Source organism: Paenibacillus sp. FSL H8-0548, assembly GCF_038630985.1.
Classification (GTDB): domain Bacteria; phylum Bacillota; class Bacilli; order Paenibacillales; family Paenibacillaceae; genus Pristimantibacillus.
The window spans coordinates 6,172,020-6,194,173 of sequence record NZ_CP152049.1; the positions used below are offsets into that span (position 1 = coordinate 6,172,020).

Here is a 22,154-nt window from a genome sequence, read left to right on the forward strand (position 1 = left end):
CCTTTCCTATATTTTCAAAAACGCAAAAAAACGAGCCCTCTAAGAGCTCGTCCCTCGTATGCTTAGTATAATGATTACTCTAAAAAGCCTTTAGCTGCTGATTTTGGAAGCTCCGCCTGCGCAGCGCTTGAGCCCGCTTGAATGCCTAATCGCTGTCCGACCTTTTGATTGATTTGCGTCATCTTCTCCGTTTGCTGTGATACGGTCTGGATGATTTGGCGGTTTGAATTCTCATACTTATCCATCGCTGAGAATAGGTCTGACATCGCCCGCTCCACCAGCTCCATACTCATCGCAGGCTTCGTCAACGCTTGATTCGCTTTTTCACTTGTTTCGTTCAAAAGACGCGCGTTCTCAGCGAATTGATTACCCAGCATCTCATTCGTTGAATTGACTGCTTCAATCGCCTTCATCTGATCATCGATTGCACTTGCAATTAAGACCGAAACTGACATCAAGTGCTGCGTTTTATCAATCGAGCTATCGAGCGCATCCATCAGCTTATCATTCGTATCATTAATAATATCCGTTGCTGCAATGGCTTGCTGATAAAGCATAATCATTTCCGTATACGTTTGCAGCTTCGTCACGACCTTGCGAAGGCCTCGCTCCAAATGAGTTTTTCTTAGCTCGTTCTCCGGCTTTGCGATCTCGTCCTCGAACATTTTTTTAAGGCGATTGCCATATTCAATAAGCAGCTGCAGATCATATACATTGTCCAAACTGCTGCGCTTTAAGTTTCTCATATGGACGACGTTCTCTTCCAGATTGTCGCGACCGTCCCGCAATGAGCTCACGATGACCTGCACATTTGTTTTCGCCGATTGGTATTTATAAATATATTCCTTCATCGGCGCTTTGCGAAGCAGCTTCTGGACGAACGTAAGCTGCTTGCTTCTGCTCAGGTCCTCAACCTCGCTGCGCAGCTTAAGCATATTGCTTGCAACTTCAGTACGTTTGCCTGACATTAAATCCGATAACGGTCTCTCCAGCATCGTTAACGTTTGTCCGGAGCGCTCCAGCGTCTTTTGGCCTTTTTTCGTAATTTCATCCATTAGCGTGTCCAGATTCATAACATCCGTCGTCGCTACCTTCTGCATCGTGCTCTGTACTTCAAGCTCCAGTTTCTCAATATCTTCATTCTTTAATTGTACGAGCTGTTGTGCCATTGTTCATTTCCCCTTTCATTAGTCGGAAAGTCGATAACGCTGCTGAATCAATTCTGCCTTCGTATGCAGCTCCATAAGATCCTTCTGTTCAATCGTTTTCGTATAAAAAGTAAGCTTGGAATCCACATCCTTGATCCCATCAAGCAGCAGGCGCCTGTTCTGACGCTTCGCCTCGCCGCTCAGCCGCAGAAATGGATTGATGGTCGAGTTCAAATCCCTGCGTACCAATCGCACAATGTTGTGATTGATGCTTGAATCCCCTAAGGCAACCAAATCTGGAATCAGTCGATTAAGACGTGCAAGCAAAGCAAGCGTCTTCTGTACGATTTCATCATCTAAATTATTTTTTCCGCCTTCGAGCAAAATCATATCTTCGATAATTCCGATGTATTCGAGTGCAGAAGCAAGCTCTGGATCCTGGATGGCTGGCTGTGAAGCAGCTGAGGGGGCAGTCTGCGCCTGCGCAGGGACATTGGCAGAAGCCGCTGCAATAGGCTGCGGCGGTTGATTAGACGCACCCTGCTGCAGCTCAGGCTCTCTCTCCCGCTGATTGATTTCCTTCCTGCCGCGCTGCTTCCATGTTAACGCGATTAGCATACCCGCTGTTGGTATAGCTATCGCTATATAGGGAGAAGAAATCCAGTAAACAACCAGCGCGACCAAATAACTGGCAATCGCTATGCCTAACCCTTTTTTCATAACATTCATTGCTGCACCTCCATTTTAAGCTTTCCTGTCATGATGTCTATGCTAGTCTTCATAATCCAATTATCTCGTTTTTAGTATAGGGAAGTCAATTTTAAAAATAAAAAAAGAAGGGACTCCCGTCACCTTCTTCTTGTAAAGCGGCTATTGCTGCATAATTAACGGCTGCTCTACATAGCCGGCTTGAATGCCAAACTGTGGAACTGGCGGCTCTACCTTTAAGCCTTGAAGCGCTTGAACCGCCAAATAAGGCATGTTCACGCCTGAGAGGCAGGTAATATAAAGTCCGCCGGACATCCGCGGATTAATTTCCAGCAATTTAGGGATGCCATTATTGTAGCGCACCTGAATATTAAAGGCGTAAGGAATACGCAGCGCTGCTGCAATGCGGCTGGCCATATCCAGCAGCTCAGGCGATTCCTCCAGCAGGTAAGTGCGCCCCGTCGATTTGCGGCGAGGAATAGCTGTAAGCAGCTCCCCTTCTGCGGTAGACACACAATCAATACTATATTCCGTACCGTCTAAAAGCTCCATCACCATAATTGAATCAAAACGCTCTGCCTGAGACAAGGTTTCATAAGCTTGCTCAAATGTTGTCGATAAGGTCACATAGCCATATAAGTCACGGAGTGGATCACGATCATTGTCGATGATGCGAAAGCCCATTCCGCCCTCCGATATCGTCGGCTTAAAGCACACCTTATGCCCAGCAGCAGTAAGCTCCTCATAAGCCAGCTTGAATTGCTCCGCTGTATTTACGACTCGGTAGTCGGGAATCGTTACCAGATCTTTCCCCTTCAGCGCTTCATAAAATTTATCCTTCTCGATCATAGCGTCCAGCAGCTCAATGTCACGACAAACCATGACCTTCGTGCCAATCTCATCGAACAAATGTACATAACGAGATATTTCCTCCATATGCAGTCGAGGGATGAAAATATCGATTTCATTTTTCCGGCAAAAATCTACGCAAAAATTTACGTAATCCAGCCCAAATACCGCTGGCTCCGTTCCAATATGATCGGACGCAAGCAATGACATATGATTAATATCAGGATGCGTGCCAAAAAACTCAAAAGCTTGTCCATCCGGATTGTTCCGAATCATATTTATATAATGATAGGCTACTGAAAACCACCGATTCATATATACGCGTGTCATACCCATTACCTTCTTCCCTGTCATTAAGAATGCTGTGCCTATTTCCTTAGGATCTGCGCCGGAGATGCTCCAGGATCGTACCAAGCAGCTCATCAGAGGCTAACGCTCCTCTAGCTTCCGTAAACTGAATATGTGGATGCGCTGCGTAAGTTCGGCCTAATTCTCCATGAGCAGGAGACAGCGCAAAGTCGGCTGCCAGCAGCAAGCTCTCATCGAGCAAGCTGTCCCCCGCTGCGTAAACGAAGCTTGAGCCCAGCTTCTCCTTCACGTATTGAATAGCTGCCCCCTTGCTTACCTTCTCAGGAACCAAATAAATTTTACGCCCTTGAAGCGAGTAGCTCCAGCCGCGAGAAGCAAGCTCCAGCCGCAATTGCTCGATTGATTCCTGCGGCAAATGCTCCCTCTCCACAACGATGGAATAAAACAGCTCGTCACAGAGATCGTTTGACTTCACCCAATGCTCGCTTGAAATGTCAGCGAACAGACTGGCAATTTCCGTATGCTCGGCACAATGCTGCTTCACCGCAGCACGTACATGGCCATGCCACTCCTGATCAATTTGGCCGTTAACCAAAATCGTACCGCCATTGCTGACAATCACATACTCTGGGGCGAACAGCTCCTTGATCCCGAATATACGGTTGAACTGCTCAGGAATCCGTGTCGTCACAGGAACGAACCGGGCAATGCTTGACAGCTCCTTCAGCTTTTCGATCGCAGGCTTTGTCATATAGGAAATATGTCTGCCTTCATACAGCTCCACAGGCACCATTTCTTCAACGGCAAGTTCCCCTTTGGATCTCACAGAATAAATAAGTGTTTGATCCAAATCACTGGCAAAGATCATTCCGCATCCCCCTTCACGGCTTTAATAATTCCACAGCAGGAATACGTCATATGCGAATATTCCTCCACGGGGACGCCGCGGTCCTTTGCGAGCAGAAGGATATGCTTCAGATTGGGATTATCAAGGCGATCAACTAAGATCTTCCAAGGGACTCTTCGCAATAGAACACGGGTCGTCTCGCCAACTCCCGGCTTAATGAAATTGACATCGGAAACGCCAAAGTCACTCTGGATACGGGCAATATCCTGCATCCCCTGCCAAGTGACCTCCACAAGCTCTGGATTTGCTTCCAATTGAAGTGCCTCTGCCTTCGAGCTGGCGGCAGTCTGAGGGAAATAAGCAGCAATCGTATCCACGAACACATTCGTTAGATCCGAATCCTCCCATTCCTTATAAAACTTTGCGCCGTGGAAGTCATCCGGTCCAATGAGATCGCTGCGCAGCACAGTGCGGCTGATAAGACCCGAAACGGTAGAGTTGAGACATGCGCTAGGGATGAGAAAGTCCTCTCTTGTGCCGAATGTGCCTGCACAATATCCAGGGTCCGCCAGCACGGCAAGCTCATCGTTCAGCTCGATGCCATACTTTTGCTTCATCAGGCTGCATGCCGCAATGAGTACCTTGCGAATAGCCCCCTTGCCCGTCCAGCCGTCTACAAACTGTACTTTTCTATCGGGATGAGTCTGATTAATATAGAGCAAGGCATTCTCGTCAATCCCTTTTCCCCTAATAATCGAAAGACTATAATGAGGAATGTCTATTCCATAGGCTTGCTTAATGTAGCGTTTGATCAATACTCCGATCGGCGTGCCGCCCCTCGCCAAGGAAGCGAGTACAACATCAAACCCATATTTCTTGACGATCATTTCTGATACAGTTCCGACTGCTTGAGCGATGCGGGCTGCAGACTCCTTAAGCGTAAGCTCGAATAGCTGAATGTATTCAGCAGTTGGCTGATACTCAATCGGAAGACTTTCTGAATAATGTCCGCCCGTCTGCATAGCAGCCTCTCTATCCTCAGTTCGCTGCTCTAATGAGACATCACTCAAATCCTTAAGGAGAAAGATCACATCTTCACGCTTATAGCTGCCGATAGGTACAGGATCGGCAAGCTTTTTTCGATTGAAATAAACGATATGAATATGCGGGATACCCAAAGAGAGCAGAATGCTTCTAAGCTCATTTAATTGCTCGGCAGCCATCTCGCGTTCCAGAAACAGAAATATTTCGTCATAATGATCGCGTGGAATATTGTACATGAAGTTCGTCACATCAGCATGCTCAGGGGACGCAAAGCGGTATGCAGAATGAACAGCATATTCTGGATGCGAATAAGGATGGATGGGACTGCGCGTGCTTGATTGATACCAAGTATCGTTACCTAGCTTCGCCGCTACTCGCATCGGAATGTACATAAACTCTCCCGTACCCATGCACAGCGCTTTACTGCCCAGTCTATGCTGCTGCAGTAAGGCTGCCGCCAGCTCTACTTCACGATCAAGGAGCAGGCTCTCCTCTGCGGTTAGTCCGAAGCGGCCGGTATGCTGAAGATATGAGGTGTCTCCATTTCGTGCCGTGAGGCCCAAGAAGCAGTCATTCACATAAAGGTAATCCATCGTCGGCTCAATTGCCTGCACATGCTGCTCCGCCAAATAGTCCGTGCTCTCAACCGGGCTGCCCTGCACCGCGATCTGCCCGGACACTAGCGATAGGCAGCTTACACTTATGCCCAGCTCCTGTTCAAGCCTGCTAAAGCGCTCAATATTTTCCACAGAGCGCCAATCCAGCAGACTAGCCACGATATAATTTTTCTTGCCGTATTTTGCGTGCAAATCATAAATAATATTGATGGTCGTTTTACCTGTGGTCATTTCGTCATCTACTAAAATAATCGTTTCAGCTTGCTCGAATACAGCTGGATCAGCCGCATAACAGCGATGTGTAGTCGCATGGGAATGCTCCTCCTCAAAATCAATGCAGGAGGACATATAGGCAATGCTCTCACGCGTCGTATGCAAATAGGAAGCCTGTCCATCGAACATATCGAACATGCTGTGCCCGAGCGCCGTAGCCGTTTCCGCAAACCCGATAAACAGCGTTTTTTCAGTTAAGCTCATTTTGCTGCGCTTCATCTGCTCGTATACTTCTGGGGCTGAATCCGGCTCTTCGAAAGCCTGAAGCAGCTGCTCTATCCTAATTGGAAGCGGCTCGCCTCTGAACTGCTGATACAATAGACCGAGTGCCGCTCCCGATAGCAAGGAAACATGCGGCCTTACCGGAATATGCTTGCCAAGCACCTTACTTACGAATAAGAAGCTGCGTTTTTTATTTATTCTGGCCGCCATCTGAAACAGCTGCTCCAGCGGAATATGAAAAGCGTTGCTTGTTACTTCTATCGAAATCTCTAAGTCTCCAATAATATTAAACGATTGCGGACTCTCGTTCTGCTGCAAGCAAGCAGGTGAAGTTTTGGTTTTCATTTAGCACCCCATATATGTTCGATCTGATCATCATTCGTCTGGCCCAAGTCATATGCGGCTTAAACTCATTCATTTTGTTCGAATAACGGCTCTTCATCACGCCAAAATCGCCTTGTCCGTTTTCAATAATGTGCAGGGCGTCCATATATTCCTCATGCGTAACCACAAACATCGACTGTACCGGCTTAATATGAGTAGGATGAATAATTGTTTTTCCGAGAATGCCATTTTCCTTGTCCATAGCTACCTCGCGTATAAGCCCGTCCACATATTTATTGATATATTCCATCCGCAAAATGCGTCCGTGCCGTCCCATGCTCTCCTCGAAGGGTGTCTGCCTAAGCTGAGGCTTGAATACCCGATCGCTCTTAAAATACTCCCATACCGGTCCCGAGATGACAAAATGGTTGTCCATTCTACCAAATACATTTACGATATCAGCTATACAATCCCGTATGACGCCAATGTCATAGATCGTATGATCCGGACTTCTGCGAAGCCCAAATAAACTGGAAAAATCAGTAGCACCGATGCGAACATTCAGCACATATTCCTTGTACTCGTTCAGAAGAGCCGATATGCCAAGCAGCGTCTCAAGTCTCTTCTCCCGATAGATGACGTCCGCGCTCTCCAATATAGGCATGCCATATAACGTTGAGCTTGTTGGCATTTTTCGTTTGTTATAATCAGCGAGCAGTCTCAAATACTCGCCGCCGGTTTCCACGTTGAATTTTGGAAAAACGATTCCTGTAATGTAAGCAATCTCTTCACCGAAGAAAGAGAGCAGCCGCTTTAGCTGATCTACAGAGCGCACTCTAATAAATATAAGAGGGACATCATCGGAACGTAATAAACCTACCGAAATGTATCGACCAATCTTTAATAGCGTTGCTTTCAGTGTTGCTTCTGCATACTCCAGCTGATTATCGCCTACCGCATCTTCAAGGTCTATCACCATAGACACGAGTCCTTCGTGTTTTACGGCTACCAAATCATCTGCTATGTTATCTTTGGTTGCTGGCATATATAGCGCAGCACCAACCGCGTGAGCAATAATTTCTTTGTCCGTATAATTATTGAACTGAGTCGGAAGGGAATAAAAGAAATTTTGCTCTTCTTCATTGGTAAGATAGTTAAAATACCTCAAAGTTATCCCTCCTAAAATGTTGTAAGGCAAGCTGGGATTAAAAATATCCCTCGTGTTTCATTGAGGGATATTCCAAAAAATGGATGTATTTGCCTATTAGGCTGCTTTTGATTCTCTTTTTCTGCGCATAGCACCGTAAATAAGTGTGCCTGCAAATACTGCGATAATTAAACCGAAAAACACAGTATGCGATACATGGAAACCATACGCGCCGGCGATCATTTTCACACCGATAACGATAATGAGAATGAAGGCTGCTTTCTCAAGCTCAGGGAACTTATCAATAAGCTTGAGGAACACCTGCGCCACGCCACGCATCATAAGTACGCCAAGAATACCGCCGAGGAATAATACCCAAACCTCTTCGCTCACGCCGAATGCAGCGAGAACACTGTCGATACTGAACGCAATATCCATGATTTCAACGGCAAGCACGGTACGCCAGAAGCTTAGACCTTTATTTTGAACCTCTGACTCTTCCCCACCGCCCTTCTTGCCAATGTAAGGAATGAGTGGAATATTGCCAACACGCGCAAGCTTAAATTCGAGATGGAAGAGATTGCTTAACGCGATCCAGAGCAGATACAAACCGCCGGCGACTTTAATCCAAGTAATTTGCACCAAATACACACCGACACCAATTGCGATAAAGCGGAAGATATAGGCACCAATGATCCCGTAGAACAACGCTCTCTTCTGCTGTTCCTTCGGCAAATGCTTAACCATAACTGCAAGCACTAGCGCGTTATCCGCGGATAGCAAGCCTTCCAAAATAACGAGTGTTGCAACAATTCCTAGGTTCGCTGGATCCGTAAAAACCTGCGACAAATTATCCCAGTGAAAGAAGCTGCCAAAATTCGCTATGATGTTTTGAAAAAAATCAACCATACTGTGAATACCTCCGCATAATGCATTATTTGCTTCCTTGAACCCATCTCAGACCCCAGCGGTAAGCCTCATCAAGCTCTTTATGCCCCGAGAAATACTGCACAAGCCGCTGGATACTAAACGTTTGATCACCTACATTCTCTACCATAGCAATGGCACACATACCCTTACGATTATTATGCTCGTCCATGCGAACTTCAATGTCAGGCCCGCCCGATTGTTTGATCGTTACAATCCCCGCGGCTTCAGCCCAATTCGTTGCTCCTTCATAAATGTACGCATAAATAACGATACGTTTAATTTCGGATACTTTATTGCCATTTATTCTAAGATTCTCACCCGTCGTAATGGAGCCGGTACGATCATCCCCGTCCAAGGAGACATATGGTGCCCGTGAGAAATCACCGAAGCTGTTGCCTAAAGCCTGAACAGAGCCCTTCATGCCGTTCTTCAATTCATAGAGACAGCCGACATCGAGGTCCACGCCAGCGCTCGATCTTCCAAAAAATCCAGTTGAAGCTTTCTTTTGATTCCAATTCAAATTGATTACAATTTCGCCGAGTGCACCTGCACCCTTTTGCAGGTTAATGACATCTCCGCGTTTCGTGAGAGATATCTTACTGAGATTTACCGGCGCTGCTTTTGGCTCAGCGATGATCGGTTCAGGAGGCTTAGGCGGAATAATAGGTGCTTTCACAGGAGCCGGTGAAGGCGCTGGTGCTGGCGAAGGGGTGGGTGCATCTGCCTTCACTTCAATACCAAAACTATTGCAGAGCGCAGCCAATCCGCCTGAATAGCCTGATCCAATAGCGCTGAATTTCCATTCGCCATTATATCTATATAAATCTCCTACGACAATCGCAGTCTCAATAGAGAAGTTTTTTCCAATTTCATACCGCAAAATTTCACGGCCTGTTGTTTCGTCGATGATGCGGATATAGGCATCATTCACGTTAGAAAAACTTTGTCTCTTCGCTTCACCATCGTAGATGGTTAGTGTAAAGGAGATTCGTTCAATTGCTTGAGGCACCTCGCTTAGGCGCACGACGACTTGCTCCTTGTCTACTTTTCCTGCCACGTTTCTTTTGTTTTCTCCTACGAGCTCAATTGAACCACTCGAATCTTTAGGATTGCTATAAAAAATAAGATCAGAATCTCCTGCAACTTTTCCAGACGCGCGTAATAAAAAAGATGAAAAATCGATATCAATGCCTGCTGCGCTATTCCAACCCATTCCTATCAGGATGCTCTTGAGGGAAGGATTGTTTTTTGTAATATCCGCCTTCTGACCCTTCAATAATGCAAGCTCCATAAGTAAACCGCCTTTTCCGTAAAATAAAATAGGGTGACTCATCTCAGCCTTGCCACCCTAAACGTCATTTGAATTACACGGTTAAACCATAATTGCGGCAAAGCGATGCAAGTCCACCGGAGAAGCCTGAACCAACGGCTTGAAACTTCCAGTCTGCCCCTTGCCGATATAGCTCACAAAATACGATAGCCGTCTCAACTGAAAACTCTTCTCCAAGATCATATCGAAGCACTTCTCTGCCTGTTGTATCATCTACTAAACGAACAAAGGCATTTGAAACCTGTCCAAAGTTTTGGTGTCTGGATTCAGCATCATGAATGGTAACCGTAATTCCGATACGCTGGATATGAGCAGGCACTTTAGCAAAATCAATTTTGACTTGCTCATCGTCACCATCGCCCTCGCCTGTACGGTTATCGCCGGTATGCTCAACCGCCCCGTTATAAGCAATTAACGCATTGTAAAATACAAAATCCTTCTCATCCTTGGCTTTACCATCCTGATGCAGCAGAAAAGCACTCGCATCCAGATCAATTTCGCCTCCGCCAGTATACTTGTTTGTATCCCAGCCAAGACCAAGAACAACCTTTGTTAGTCCGGGATTTGTTTTGGTAAGATCAATCCGCTGCCCCTTTGAGAGATTAATGGACATCGTTCTACTCCTCCTTAACGTTGCCTAGGTTTGTTTTATACGCCGAAGTCGTTGCAAAGCCCTTCAAGCCCATTCTGGTAGCCGCTTCCGACTGCACTAAATTTCCACTCGCTGTTGTGACGATACAGCTCGCCTACAACGACTGCCGTTTCAACTGAGAAATCCTCGCCCAAATCATAACGAATCAATTCTTCCCCAGTATCCTCATTCAAGACACGAACATAAGCGTTAGCTACCTGTCCAAAGTTCTGATTGCGCTGACTCGCTTCATGAATCGTAATACAGAAAGCCACTTTCTGTATGTCTGCCGGCACAGCAGGCAGATTGATCTTGATGCTTTCATCGTCACCGGCGCCTTCGCCGCTGCGGTTGTCACCGGAGGAGACAATAGAGCCATTCGGATTCGATTTATTGTTATAAAAAATAAATTCCTTCTCGCTGCTTACTTTACCCGTTGCATTCAAGCAAAATGCCGTCGCATCCAAATCAAATTCGTTTCCGCCGTCATATTTGTTAACATCCCATCCGAGGCCTATTGTAATTTTAGACAAGCCTGGGTTAGATTTAGTCAAATCTACCTTCTGTCCCTTTGATAAATTAACTGGCAAAATAAATGCCTCCTCGTGGAATATGTAATGATTATACTTTCCTATATTTCAAGGTGAAACGGCTGTCGCCGTCCTTTGACGGCGCTTGCGCGTTTCATTCCAGAAATATAGGCGGAGTATAAGTGTGAAACTTATACTTTCCTATATTTCAAGGTGAAACGGCTGTCGCCGTCCTTTGACGGCGGCTTGCGCGTTTCATTCCAGAAATATAGGCGGAGTATAAGTGTGAAACTTATACTTTCCTATATTTCAAGGTGAAACGGCTGTCGCAATCCTTTGGCGGCGGCTTGCGCGTTTCATTCCAGAAATATAGGCGGAGTATAAGTGTGAAACTTATACTTTCCTATATTTTAAAAAAAGGGCCGCCACTGGCGACCCTTTACGGGTAGTCGAAAACGATTAGTTTGTAGACAGACCATAGTTGCGTGCAAGACCGCCTAAGCCATCTTGAAAGCCGCTTCCAATTGCACTGAATTTCCATTCGCCGGAATGACGATAAAGCTCAGCTACAACAACCGCTGTCTCAATGGAGAAATCTTCTCCTAGGTCATAACGGATCAGCTCAGTGCCGCTTTGCTCGTCTACGATACGAACGAAAGCATTGGATACTTGTCCAAAATTTTGGCTGCGTGCTTGTGCATCATGAATCGTGATGCCGAAGGCAATTTTATCTGTATCAGCTGGAACAGCAGGAAGGTCTACGATAACTTGCTCATCGTCTCCATCGCCTTCGCCTGTGCGGTTATCTCCAGTGTGGAGTACGGAGCCGTTGCTGTTCTTTGTATTGTTATAGAAAATAAAATCTGAATCGGAGCTTACTTTGCCTTGTGCGTTCAAGCAGAATACGGAAGCATCAAGGTCAAAATCTTTTCCGCCATCATATTTATTCGTATCCCAGCCTAGTCCAATCGTAATTTTTGTAAGACCAGGGTTTGTTTTCGTAAGATCGATTTTCTGTCCTTTGGATAAGCTAATTGCCATTTGAATGCCCTCTTTTCTAGATTGAATTATTGGTATTTACGAGCAAGAATATCGATATGCGGAGCATGAGTGCCTTCTCCGATTGCATTGAATTTCCATTCACCATTGTTTCTGTAAAGCTCGCCTACAACAAGCGCTGTTTTGCCGGCATAGTTTTCTGTCAAATTAAATCGAATCAGCTCTTGGTTATTGCTCGGATTAACGATGCGAATAAACGCAGATTTGATCATGCCAAAATCCTGACGTCTGGATTCACATTCGTAAATGTTGACCACACAAAGAATCTTCTCAATATTAGCTGGAACACGGTCAAGCTGCACGATAATTTGCTCATCATCGCCATCGCCTTCACCTGTAATATTGTCTCCCGTATGAACAACCGTCCCGCAGCTGCTTTGCTTGTTATAGAAGCAAACAAGATTTTTCTCACCGCTTAACTTGCCATTTGCATCGAGCAGCAATGCCGAAGCATCACAGTCAACGTTGGCTGCCTTCTTCAAACCAAAAAAACCACCCTTAGTTTCAGCAGGATCCCAACCCAATCCAACAATTACTTTGCTGAGACCAGCATTGCCTTTGGTTAAATCTACCTTCTGACCTTTAACAAGAGAGATAGCCATTAGAATTGCACCCCCTTTCCATTATTTTACTCCAAATAGAACCATTGAGTGTGATTGTGATTTCATAAGCTCTAACATCAATACGCCTATCTAACTTCCAAGTTCCAAAAAAATAAATTCCTACACTACATAATTCTACATAACCTGATAACTACCTCTTCTTTACCCAAACAAAATACGGAATAAACAGTTACGCTTAAAAAGCGATAGCAAGCTAATCCATCTTTAATTTTATAACATTCTCTCATCAAATTACAAATTTCTGCAAATTAATAAATTCAAATCGAAAAGGGCTATATCGTTATCCTCATCGTTATATCTTTCCCAAAATTCACAATCCAAATAATAAACCGAAGAGACGCAGCCGACGAAAAAAAAAGGTGGAAAAATCAGATAATAAGCGTGATAATTATATATAGTAAATATGCACTCGCGAGGTGTTCGCATGGAATTTATAAGAAGGAACAAAACGAGCCTTATCTTCACTGCTTTGCTTCTCATTAATGGATTTTTTTTATTAACCATGTATCTTTCTAATCGTTAAAAAAGCAAACCAAACCTATGATGTGCCCTCTATCCCGCTGATATGAATCCCTGAATCTGCTTAGGTACTTCTTTGTCTACCTGATACCATATTTCCCTGCTGCCATCCTTTATTTGAATATAAGTGGAATATACATTCATTTGAATTTTGTTCCCGTATAAATAAAACGTTATTTCCTCAAGCACGTTTTCCGTTATGCTTTGCGGCTGAGCTATCTCTTGTTTGGCTGCGTTTAACAATTGAATGGCAACTCCTCTGGTCCGAAACGCCGAAACCATATAAAACTGTGAATCCTCCGCTTTCACATGAATCATGCCGCTGTTTAACATACGTGTCTCCCAAGAATCCGTCGGTACATAGTCAGGCTTCGACATCAAAGCTTTCCCTACATCCGCTGTATTGGATGAAATACGGAAATAAACGCCGGGAGCCAGCTCAGGAAACGTCATAACATCCCTTCCTGCGATATCAATTTTATAAGTACCGGATTCATTCGCGAGCAGCAACGAGAAATTATCAATATCGCTCTGCGGCCCATTGGTGAAGTCGATCGTTTCACCTGTGATAACAAGATAAGAACCGATGATCTCTAGAAGCTCCGGATCGAGAACCGCATTTGTTTTCAAGTCATTGGTTATCGTCACCGATGTCCAAGTTTGAGCTGCAGCAAAGGGACGAAGAGCAGGATATTGTTTAGTCAGCTCAATAAGCAATTCCTGATACGGATCTATTGGTTGCTTGGACTCCATTTCGATTTGCAGATTTTCCAGCTCTTGCTCGGTCGCCTGAAGCTGGGCCTGCATAAGTATTAACTGATCATTCAACAGTTTATTTTCATTTTGAATAGCACTGTCCTCAGCTGCGGCATCTGCAGTTGCGAGCGGCGCTTCTCCCTCTCCCTTGCAGCCAGCCAATACAAATGCCAGAATCAATACGAGCCATATTGTTCTCTTCATGCCCTCACCCTCCATATTCACATCTTCTAATAATATTGTGCCAGCACGCAGATCGCTTCCCTATTTCCTTCGTTATTGTGTATTATAAGTGAACTAAGAAGAAACGACTACGTCGTCCTTATCTAAGGACAAGAGGTTTCTCGCAAAAATATAGGCGGAGTATAAATGTGAAACTTATACTTTCCTATATTTCAAGAAGAAACGACTACGTCGTCCTTTGGCGGCGCTGACAACTAAACGCATGAAGGAGCATTACAATGACCATCCACGAAATAGACGAAGCAGCCTTACAAAGCCTTATCCACACCGAAAACAGAAAAATTGCCGTATATTTCTTCACTCCATTGTGCGGGACATGCAAAATCGGTGAACGCATGCTTGAAATTGCTCAAGCAACAGGAATCTCCGTCCCACTGTATAAGCTGAATATAAACTACGCACCTCGCTTGCGTGAGCAATGGAAAATTGCAAGTGTTCCTTGCCTTGTTCTGCTTGAGAACGGAGAGCCTATTCGCAACGAATATGCCATGAAATCGGTAGACCATGTTTATTTGATGCTGAAGTAAATACCATATATATACAGACGCATACGTTAACGATTAGTTCCATTTTAACTCAAATGATTAGGACACGCCGCAAGGGCGAATCATTTTTTTTCATTGCTGCATAGACTGACATTTCCCGTTTCTAAATACATCATAATAAAAAAACCACTTCGGATGAAATGGCTGACGAAGCGTATTCGTCGATGAATTTTGTGTTAGATTCAGACGCCGTGCTCCATTGTTGGCAGCTAGGCTGCAAATGCGCAGGAGAGTCTACTTTATTGGCTGTCACGGGCAGAGCTCGTGCGGCCGCTGCCTTTCTAGGCATGTTTGAGTATCCCCATATACTTCACAAAACTAACACACACATCGTCTTTTTCCTGAACTTTCCCCACGCTCCATGCCGCTTCTCAAATCCTCCCGTCTCCTACTCCCAGCGCAGAAGCTATCCTGCACTTTCGCAGTAACTTCGTGCGATTGGGACGCTCTAGCTAACCTATCCTGTATTCACGCATTATAGCTCGTCATTTCAGCTCATCTAAGGCCCTCTTATCTCCATTGTTAGCAGCTATCCTGCTTACGTACAGGATAGCTGCCCTAAACCATTAAAAAGAGTAGGCTACCCTGCAAATGTGCAGGATAGCCTACTACTATTCATTCTTATTAGCTCCTCAAATCCTTACGTCTCCTACTCCCACCGCTCGGTATTACACTGCCCAAAACGGCTGGTTTAGAACTTTTCTTATTCCCCATGACAACTATCGCAAATCGACTATAAAAAGTTCAAGCATAGTGAACAAAATCGTCCTTACGGGTAATCGGAAATCGCAAACACATCATCTCACACTTCTAACGGAAACCACAGACGCTAAATCGCCTTTATTTTTCGTTTCAAGATTGTAACGGAAACACACGCCTCTATTTGTACCCTACATGCCCGATTTCAGTTCATTTCTGCGTAATAGCGTCTCCCTGTTCCGTTAAAATGTGACGCTAACCCAAAATGCAACTTTAGCGTCTCTAGCTTCCGTTAGCTTTCGTTATCCGCTCTCCGGCTACTCGCGCAGCATCGTTATCAAAAGGTTCGAAGAATGTATAGTTTCCTATACAGTAAAAAACCGTGGCCAGCGGCACACAGTAGAATACCTAGGGGAATATCGGGCTGTCGAGTACAAATTCAAGCCCCACCTCCAAACGGTACCAAATAAAGTTAGTACTAGGATTAAATTGACCCATCGACGATGATAGAACGTATAGACATCCACTTTATGGAGGTGCGTCATGAATCCTGTTTACATTACGAGCATTGGAAAATTTCTGCCTGGACCGCCTGTCGGCAATGATGAGATCGAAGAGTATCTTGGAAAAATAGACGGAAAGAGCTCCCGGTCCATGCGCCGCATTCTCGATCAAAATAAAATAAGATTTCGGCATTATGCCCTGAACAAGGAGCAAAAAAGCCTCTACTCGAATGCAGAGATGGCTGGGCTCGCTATACGCGATGCCCTTTCACGCAATACGCAAGCTTTGCATGACGGGATTGATTTTCTCGCTGTTGGCACCACCCAAGGGGATATGCTCGTCCCAGGCTTCGCCAGCATGGTCCATGCACAAACAACCCTCCCTGTGCTTGAGGTCGCTACCCATCATGGCGTTTGCGCTAGCGGGATGCAAGCGATGAAGAATGCGTACCTACATGTGCAGTCCGGTGAGCAGAAGACGGCTATTTCCTGCGCCAGCGAGTTTCCGAGCCGTGTATTCAAGCATACGAGATTCGAAACGCAGAAGTCGCTCTCCTCGCATCCCGTTCCTTTCGATACCGACTTTCTGCGCTTTATGTTATCCGATGGCGCTGGCGCAGCAGTGCTCCAGCATCAGCCAGCAGCCAGCGGCCTATCGCTTCGCATTGAATGGATTGACAATAAGTCTTATGCCAATCTATATGATGTCTGCATGTATGCTGGCAGCAGCAAGGGGAATTCTGAATATGCCAGCTGGCTAGATTATCCCTCTGTTCACGAAGCAGCCGATGACGGCGCCATTAATTTAAAGCAGGATATTAGGCTCGTAAATGAAATGCCAAAGGTTGGCGTTAAACGATTTTTCGAGCTGGTGGATGAGGGCAAGGTTGATCCTGCTCGAATAGATTGGATGGTCTGCCACTATTCTTCTCATTTTTTCCGCGATGAGATATTCAGGCTGCTGCAGCTTGGCGGAATGACGATTCCAGAGGAAAAGTGGTTCACGAATCTCTATTCGAAGGGCAACACTGGCGCAGCGTCAATCTATATCATGCTCGAGGAACTGCTAAATGAGGGACATTTGAAGCCAGGCGAGCAGGTGCTATGCATGGTACCTGAAAGTGGCAGATTCCAAACGTCATATATGCTGCTCACGGTTGTTGGCAAATCCGCTGAAGAGGGGCTTGCAGCTCAGCCTATATTCGAGGAGAGGCCGCCCGAGGCTCCTCATCTGACGTATGACGAAGCAGATCCCTTTCAAGCTCAGCTTGTGAGACAGCTTGTGCAGATATGGATCGATTTTGAGCAGAAGCTCGCGCACGTGCCCGTTATTCACAAATTGTACAATCATAAATTTACGCTCGCCGACTATATGGCGCTCATGGAAAATATTCGCCAGCAGGTCATTGACGGCTCCCAGTGGATTGCTCGCGCAGCTTCTTACATCTCGATTGAGCATATTGATCTTCGATCAACCTTCATCGCTCATGCGCGCGACGAGCATCGCGACTTTCAAATTCTCGAGCGCAACTACGTGGCTGTAGGAGGAGAGCTGAGCAAGATTCAATCCGGAGAGAAAAATATTGGCAGCGAGGCGCTCTCTGCCTATTTATTTCAGCGGGCCAGCCGTGAAAATCCCGTTGATCTTATCGGCGCTATGTGGATTATCGAGGGACTTGGCTGCCGAATGGCTCGCTACTGGGGTGAAATGATTCGCGATCAGCTTGGGCTTAGCGATGATGAGGTATCCTTTCTTCTTTATCACAGTGACTCCGATGAGCAACATTTTGAACGGCTGGAGGCGGTCGTTCAGCATCCTATGCTGACAGCGGACATTGCAACGCGAATTGTGAAAACCGCCAAAACGACAGCTCGCCTGTACCTGCTGCAATTAGAGGAGTTGGGCAATATATGAGCAACGCAAATTATTTTGAACAAATGGAGCATGATAAAAACGATCCAAACCCATTTCTCGCCATCTATTTAGATCAGAGTATTCCCTTTAACGAGGAAGCGAAGGCCGCTTATCTTAAGGATTGCTCCAGTAAATCGCGACAATTTCTACTGCCGGTGCTAAGGCCATTCGCTAGAATGATGATTATTTTACTGCAATTATACAAAATCATCGTTCCAAAAGCGTTTACGTCATCTCGCCTGCTGCACCGCGTGCTCCACTTTGGGATGAAAACCTTCGTTAGTCCGAGCGCTAACTTTATGATTTTGCGCCATTTCTATCTTGGTTCCGAGGTGCTTGGCTTCATTCGCGACAATGTGCCGGGCGTTCAGATCGAGATGAATCCGCTTAAGCCTACCCATCTCGAGCCAGTTAAGGACGATCTCTTTCTGATTCACGACCTTAATCTGTATAATTTCGTCATCAATCTTAATCGTGAACTGCGCAGCAAGGGAATCGAAGTCACGAAGCAGGATCAGCTTAACTTCGGCGCCATTACTTCTGGCCCCCTGCCTATTGAGCAGATGCCGAATCGCTGGACCAACTTTATGGACCTGACAACGGCAATCGAATGCTTCACGCCTGTCTATCAAATGTTTCTGACGGACAATGATTTTTGGCGGGCAACCAATTCACTGCAGCTCGATGAGACCATCGGTATTCTCGCCTCCAAAATTATTGGCAGCAACGATAGATTGGCGCTAATCAACAACAAGCATCCCATGGTTCCGCTTACGACGCTGAAAGCAGGCTTCCGGCTCGTTCTGCATGGACTTGCTACTGAGCAGCTGCATGCACTGCTTGTCGAGCTCAAGCTTAAACAGCAGCAGGCCTCATAAGCGTCGGAAGCAAGGTGAAACGGCTGTCGCCTCCTTATGGCGGTGGCGCGTTTCATTCCGGAGAAATATAGAGATAGTATGGCGAAATGATATACGTTCCTATATTTCAAGGTGAAACGGCTGTCGCCTCCTTATGGCGGTGGCGCGTTTCATTTATTTCAAAAAGAAGGCGACCACCGCTCTGTGCGGGATCGCCTTCTTCTGTTGCTGCGTCTGTTCAATTCGTTATTCGGGTACTACTTTAAAGCCTTGTTTCTCAAGCAATGGCACTATACCATCTTCCCCGATCATATGAGCAGCACCGACCACCACAAAATAAGTTTTCTTCCCGCTGTCATTCAGATAGCCCTTGATCTTCTCGACCATCGGACCATTCCGATCTGCTAGAAGCGCCTTATAAAACTCTTCATTTGACTTCGTTGAATTAGTAAGCTCGAGCAGCTGCTCTTCGTTCCCTGTAACCCACATATTCGTCAAATCATCAATGCCGGAATCCTCTGCGTAATAGCTTTCAATGGATTGGTTCAGCATCTCCTCCTGCAGCTTATCGGAGAAACGATCGAACATGTTGAGCTGATAATCAATCGACTCCAGCTCGAGAATCGGCTGCTTGTTTTCAATAGACTGCTGCAGGAAAAATGCATCAATTCCTATACCAGCGTTATAGCCTGCTTTCGTCGCAGTCAGATAATCCACTGTACTGGCAACACTCCATGTTTTGTACGTATCCAATACATTTTCAGCTGCGCCATTTTGTTTCAAAATCTCCCCGAGCTTCTTATAAGCATCTGCGGAAATATGATCCTTAAGTGTTGTATTATCCTTATGAAGGCTAAGATCAAGTATCTGCTTCTGCACAGCCTCATCGCTCATTTTCGTAATGTCAGCCTCCACGACCAAATAGTCGGATGCCTCATAGGCCTTCTGAATTTCCGCACGCAGTGGATACATCGCCTCGCTTGCAATATGAATCGAACCTAGCAAGTACACCGTATTCCCTGCATTTTCCGACTTCCACAGAAAGCCTCGGCTTGGCTCCTTCACTGCAAGCGCAACGGCCCGAGCCTCTTTATTCCATGATACCTCGTAGCCAGCCGCTTCACTGACCGTCCGCAGAGGTATGTATATCGTGCCTTTAATATTCTTGGGAGCGACAAGCAAGCCTTGCTCCGTATCGTTGACCTTAACCGCTGGAGTTCCTACTTGGAATAAAAGGATAAGTCCTTCCTTCTCGCCTTTAATCACTTTGTTCTGCTGATCCCAAGTGACCTCAAAGGCAAGCTTCTCAAAAGTTTCCTTTGCAGGAACGAGTGTAGTTCCGTTCTCCATAATCGGCTGATTCTCGCCAAGCTGCAGCTGCTGGTTTTCTAACCATACCGAGATCGGCTTCTCTTCCGCTTGAACAGTAGCAACGAAAGAAAATAGTAGTGCTAGTGAAAGTAATAATGAAGTAAACCTTTTCATCGATTGACCCTCTCTCTCCTTGATTAGACGGCTTTTTATACTATATGTTAAAACATACGCCGCGCTTATACGACCTATTTTACACATTTCTACCACGCAATTACTATTTCGGAAAATACCAATCTAGTTTTCGTTGCATGCAGAGAAGATCATCGCATATAATGCGACAGTCGTCACAAGAGCAATGGATTCAACAAAAAAAAGGCATGCCTGCAAATTCGCAAACATACCTCAATCACGTCTCCAGCTTAAAAGGAATAGTGCAAGAACCGATCAGCATTTCTAAAGCTTGCCCATACATCGGCACTCTCCCCGCCTATATGCCAATACGCGAGACCAGCAAAATTAGCCTCTACTGCCAGCTTATATTTTGCGGTTAAAGAACGGCCATCCTCCAACCACATCCGATGGGTTACACCGTTTTTAGTATAAGCAGCTGTATATTGACCTATTTTAGCATCCCAAACGGGCTTAATGGAAAATTTGCTCATAAGGGCATTTTGCTCACTAAGCGATATAAATTCTGACGACGCAACGCTGCCATCCTTGTTCAAATTCCAGTCACGATTGTAAAATGGCACCGCCAAAATGATTTTCCCGCTGTTCACTTGCTTCATTAGTTTGTCCAAGGCTGCTTGATAAAAGCCTAATGAAGCATTAGAGCCAGCACCTGAGCTAGCACCCCAATGCTCGTCATAGCCCATTAATACCATATAATCCACTTGCTTGCCTAGGGAGGCAAAGTCAAAGGCATCTGTCCAATCTGTTCCCCTGTCGGGTGATACGTCCATCGAGAGCGTAACCTTCATCTGCGTTAGCTTCTCCGATAATTCCGCTATAAATGCAGTCAGTGCCGCACGATCCTTCGGAGCTACATTTTCAAAATCGATGTTGAGTCCGTCTAATTCATAGGTTTTGGCAAATGCTGCGAGCTTGGCAATGACTGCGCTCCGTGCTTTTGCAGTAGACAGCATTTGACTCGTAGCTGTTTGGTTTGAGCGATTGCCAACCATTGCCCACACCTTCTTATTATGCTGCTTAGCCCAGGTCACTAGGGACTTATCCGTATAATCCGTTATAGCGCCGGATGCTTCAAGAAAGTACCAGCGGGGAGATAATGTATTCACATTAGACAACAATATATTTTCCTTATACTGCTGCGTCGTCTGGCCATACTGCCAGCCGAGCTTTATCGATTCCACCGGCTTGGCCGCCAGCTCTGCTGCCCAAGCTTTATTTTGCAGCACGCGATAGATCATAACAGCTGTTTCTTGCCTTGTTATTGGATCAGAGGGGCGGAAGTTGCTATGATCATCCCCCTTCATCAAGCCAAGGCTTTTCACGGTCGCTACAGAAGGAGCAGCCCAGCCCGCAATTTGGTCGCCGTCTCCAAACAGCAGCTTCGCATTCGCTTGATTAGTCGTTTTCTTCAATGCTCGCGCTAATAAAACAGCAGCCTCCTGCCTTGTCACAGGCTTCGAAGGCGCAAAACTGTTCGCGCTTACTCCATCTGCCAAGCCTAGCTGCACGGCTGCTTGAATCCAGCCATAGTACCACGCCTGCTTAGCCACATCCGCAAACGGTGATACGGGAGATTGTACGGGCTCCAGGCCAAGCAGGCGATCCAGTACAGTAACAAACTCTGCACGAGATATCGACTTCAATGGTGAGAAGCTTCTCTCCGAGGTTCCCGTTATGATTTTACGATTATATAAATCTATAATTTCCTGCTCCGCATAGCTGTGCGAAATATCATCAAAAGGTATACTGCTTTGGCTGCCTGCCAGCTGGCCCATTGCCGTTATCATCACCAGCAAAGCCACTGCTGTTAATAGCAATCTAGTATATGTACGCTTCATTATGATCCTCCTTATGCCCGAATTTAAGAAGCATACCAAACTATTGAAAATTACTCATTGCAAAAATATTGGTAGCTTCGCAGTTTTGTCGGTCATATCGCGAAAAAAAGACGAGTGCTCCCCCTTGATCATTGGGAAGAACTCGTCTTGTAAAGACTAGCTTATGAAAACACCGATCGCCG

The 22,154-nt window shown here is 45.8% G+C and carries 18 protein-coding genes and 1 pseudogene; 3 read left to right on the plus strand and 16 right to left on the minus strand.

All coding sequences use genetic code 11. The features are described 5' to 3' along the window. Positions 1-74 precede the first annotated feature (74 nt). From MHI37_RS26265 to MHI37_RS26330, 14 genes and pseudogenes are all read right to left on the minus strand, one after another. Positions 75-1,169, minus strand: a complete 1,095-nt coding sequence (locus MHI37_RS26265) for a toxic anion resistance protein (RefSeq protein ID WP_076335889.1) — start codon at positions 1,167-1,169, stop codon at positions 75-77. An 18-nt stretch (positions 1,170-1,187) separates the two neighbouring features. Beyond that, on the minus strand, positions 1,188-1,877 hold the full coding sequence (locus MHI37_RS26270) for a hypothetical protein (RefSeq protein WP_076335888.1): 690 nt from the start codon (positions 1,875-1,877) through the stop codon (positions 1,188-1,190). A 141-nt stretch (positions 1,878-2,018) separates the two neighbouring features. Then, complete coding sequence (locus MHI37_RS26275; protein WP_076335965.1) at positions 2,019-3,041, minus strand: ATP-grasp domain-containing protein; 1,023 nt, start codon at positions 3,039-3,041, stop codon at positions 2,019-2,021. Positions 3,042-3,081: 40 nt separating this feature from the next. Next, positions 3,082-3,882 carry an HAD family hydrolase gene (locus tag MHI37_RS26280; protein ID WP_076335887.1) on the minus strand — a complete coding sequence of 267 codons (801 nt, stop codon included), beginning with the start codon at positions 3,880-3,882 and terminating at the stop codon, positions 3,082-3,084. Then, complete coding sequence (locus MHI37_RS26285; RefSeq protein ID WP_256710260.1) at positions 3,879-5,033, minus strand: cysteine protease StiP family protein; 1,155 nt, start codon at positions 5,031-5,033, stop codon at positions 3,879-3,881. Before MHI37_RS26285 ends, MHI37_RS26280 begins: the two co-directional genes overlap by 4 nt. 30 nt (positions 5,034-5,063) lie before the next feature. Further along, a pseudogene (locus tag MHI37_RS26290) lies at positions 5,064-6,362 on the minus strand (phosphoribosyltransferase family protein); the annotation flags it as partial. Then, positions 6,304-7,509: an HpcH/HpaI aldolase/citrate lyase family protein gene (locus tag MHI37_RS26295; protein ID WP_076335885.1), complete on the minus strand. Its 1,206-nt coding sequence runs from the start codon at positions 7,507-7,509 to the stop codon at positions 6,304-6,306. The gene MHI37_RS26295 and the pseudogene MHI37_RS26290, both read right to left, overlap by 59 nt. Positions 7,510-7,605: 96 nt before the next feature. Beyond that, complete coding sequence (locus MHI37_RS26300; RefSeq protein ID WP_076335884.1) at positions 7,606-8,397, minus strand: TerC family protein; 792 nt, start codon at positions 8,395-8,397, stop codon at positions 7,606-7,608. Positions 8,398-8,422: 25 nt separating this feature from the next. After that, on the minus strand, positions 8,423-9,709 hold the full coding sequence (locus MHI37_RS26305) for a TerD family protein (RefSeq protein ID WP_076335883.1): 1,287 nt from the start codon (positions 9,707-9,709) through the stop codon (positions 8,423-8,425). Positions 9,710-9,782: 73 nt separating this feature from the next. Further along, positions 9,783-10,361 (minus strand): TerD family protein, encoded by a 579-nt coding sequence (locus MHI37_RS26310; protein WP_076335882.1) that lies wholly within the window; start codon positions 10,359-10,361, stop codon positions 9,783-9,785. A gap of 35 nt (positions 10,362-10,396) precedes the next feature. Then, complete coding sequence (locus tag MHI37_RS26315) at positions 10,397-10,969, minus strand: TerD family protein (protein WP_076335881.1); 573 nt, start codon at positions 10,967-10,969, stop codon at positions 10,397-10,399. A 399-nt stretch (positions 10,970-11,368) separates the two neighbouring features. Beyond that, positions 11,369-11,950, minus strand: a complete 582-nt coding sequence (locus MHI37_RS26320) for a TerD family protein (RefSeq protein WP_076335880.1) — start codon at positions 11,948-11,950, stop codon at positions 11,369-11,371. A gap of 26 nt (positions 11,951-11,976) precedes the next feature. Then, a complete protein-coding gene (locus tag MHI37_RS26325) occupies positions 11,977-12,570 on the minus strand; it encodes a TerD family protein (protein WP_076335879.1) in 594 nt (197 codons plus the stop codon). Positions 12,571-13,143: 573 nt separating this feature from the next. Further along, positions 13,144-14,070: a hypothetical protein gene (locus MHI37_RS26330; protein WP_144023627.1), complete on the minus strand. Its 927-nt coding sequence runs from the start codon at positions 14,068-14,070 to the stop codon at positions 13,144-13,146. Positions 14,071-14,327: 257 nt separating this feature from the next. On the opposite strand from MHI37_RS26330, the gene MHI37_RS26335 reads away from it, so the two are divergent. From MHI37_RS26335 to MHI37_RS26345, 3 genes are all read left to right on the plus strand, one after another. Further along, a complete protein-coding gene (locus tag MHI37_RS26335) occupies positions 14,328-14,636 on the plus strand; it encodes a thioredoxin family protein (protein ID WP_083676143.1) in 309 nt (102 codons plus the stop codon). A gap of 1,260 nt (positions 14,637-15,896) precedes the next feature. Further along, positions 15,897-17,771, plus strand: a complete 1,875-nt coding sequence (locus MHI37_RS26340; protein WP_076335877.1) for a StlD/DarB family beta-ketosynthase — start codon at positions 15,897-15,899, stop codon at positions 17,769-17,771. Continuing rightward, on the plus strand, positions 17,768-18,649 hold the full coding sequence (locus MHI37_RS26345) for a hypothetical protein (protein ID WP_076335876.1): 882 nt from the start codon (positions 17,768-17,770) through the stop codon (positions 18,647-18,649). The genes MHI37_RS26340 and MHI37_RS26345 overlap by 4 nt, the downstream gene beginning before the upstream one ends. A gap of 225 nt (positions 18,650-18,874) precedes the next feature. Here the strand turns inward: MHI37_RS26345 and MHI37_RS26350 are convergent, their stop codons facing one another. Further along, a complete protein-coding gene (locus tag MHI37_RS26350; protein WP_076335875.1) occupies positions 18,875-20,113 on the minus strand; it encodes a TraB/GumN family protein in 1,239 nt (412 codons plus the stop codon). Between the two features lie 248 nt (positions 20,114-20,361). Then, on the minus strand, positions 20,362-21,972 hold the full coding sequence (locus MHI37_RS26355) for an S-layer homology domain-containing protein (RefSeq protein ID WP_076335874.1): 1,611 nt from the start codon (positions 21,970-21,972) through the stop codon (positions 20,362-20,364). Positions 21,973-22,154 lie beyond the last annotated feature (182 nt).

Coding starts and splice junctions, on each gene's coding strand:
- MHI37_RS26265 (WP_076335889.1), bottom strand. CDS start 1,169: ATGGCACAACAGCTCGTACAATTAAAGAATGAAGATATTGAGAAACTG.
- MHI37_RS26270 (WP_076335888.1), bottom strand. CDS start 1,877: ATGAATGTTATGAAAAAAGGGTTAGGCATAGCGATTGCCAGTTATTTG.
- MHI37_RS26275 (WP_076335965.1), bottom strand. CDS start 3,041: ATGGGTATGACACGCGTATATATGAATCGGTGGTTTTCAGTAGCCTAT.
- MHI37_RS26280 (WP_076335887.1), bottom strand. CDS start 3,882: ATGATCTTTGCCAGTGATTTGGATCAAACACTTATTTATTCTGTGAGA.
- MHI37_RS26300 (WP_076335884.1), bottom strand. CDS start 8,397: ATGGTTGATTTTTTTCAAAACATCATAGCGAATTTTGGCAGCTTCTTT.
- MHI37_RS26305 (WP_076335883.1), bottom strand. CDS start 9,709: ATGGAGCTTGCATTATTGAAGGGTCAGAAGGCGGATATTACAAAAAAC.
- MHI37_RS26310 (WP_076335882.1), bottom strand. CDS start 10,361: ATGTCCATTAATCTCTCAAAGGGGCAGCGGATTGATCTTACCAAAACA.
- MHI37_RS26320 (WP_076335880.1), bottom strand. CDS start 11,950: ATGGCAATTAGCTTATCCAAAGGACAGAAAATCGATCTTACGAAAACA.
- MHI37_RS26325 (WP_076335879.1), bottom strand. CDS start 12,570: ATGGCTATCTCTCTTGTTAAAGGTCAGAAGGTAGATTTAACCAAAGGC.
- MHI37_RS26330 (WP_144023627.1), bottom strand. CDS start 14,070: ATGAAGAGAACAATATGGCTCGTATTGATTCTGGCATTTGTATTGGCT.
- MHI37_RS26335 (WP_083676143.1), top strand. CDS start 14,328: ATGACCATCCACGAAATAGACGAAGCAGCCTTACAAAGCCTTATCCAC.
- MHI37_RS26340 (WP_076335877.1), top strand. CDS start 15,897: ATGAATCCTGTTTACATTACGAGCATTGGAAAATTTCTGCCTGGACCG.
- MHI37_RS26345 (WP_076335876.1), top strand. CDS start 17,768: ATGAGCAACGCAAATTATTTTGAACAAATGGAGCATGATAAAAACGAT.
- MHI37_RS26350 (WP_076335875.1), bottom strand. CDS start 20,113: ATGAAAAGGTTTACTTCATTATTACTTTCACTAGCACTACTATTTTCT.
- MHI37_RS26355 (WP_076335874.1), bottom strand. CDS start 21,972: ATGAAGCGTACATATACTAGATTGCTATTAACAGCAGTGGCTTTGCTG.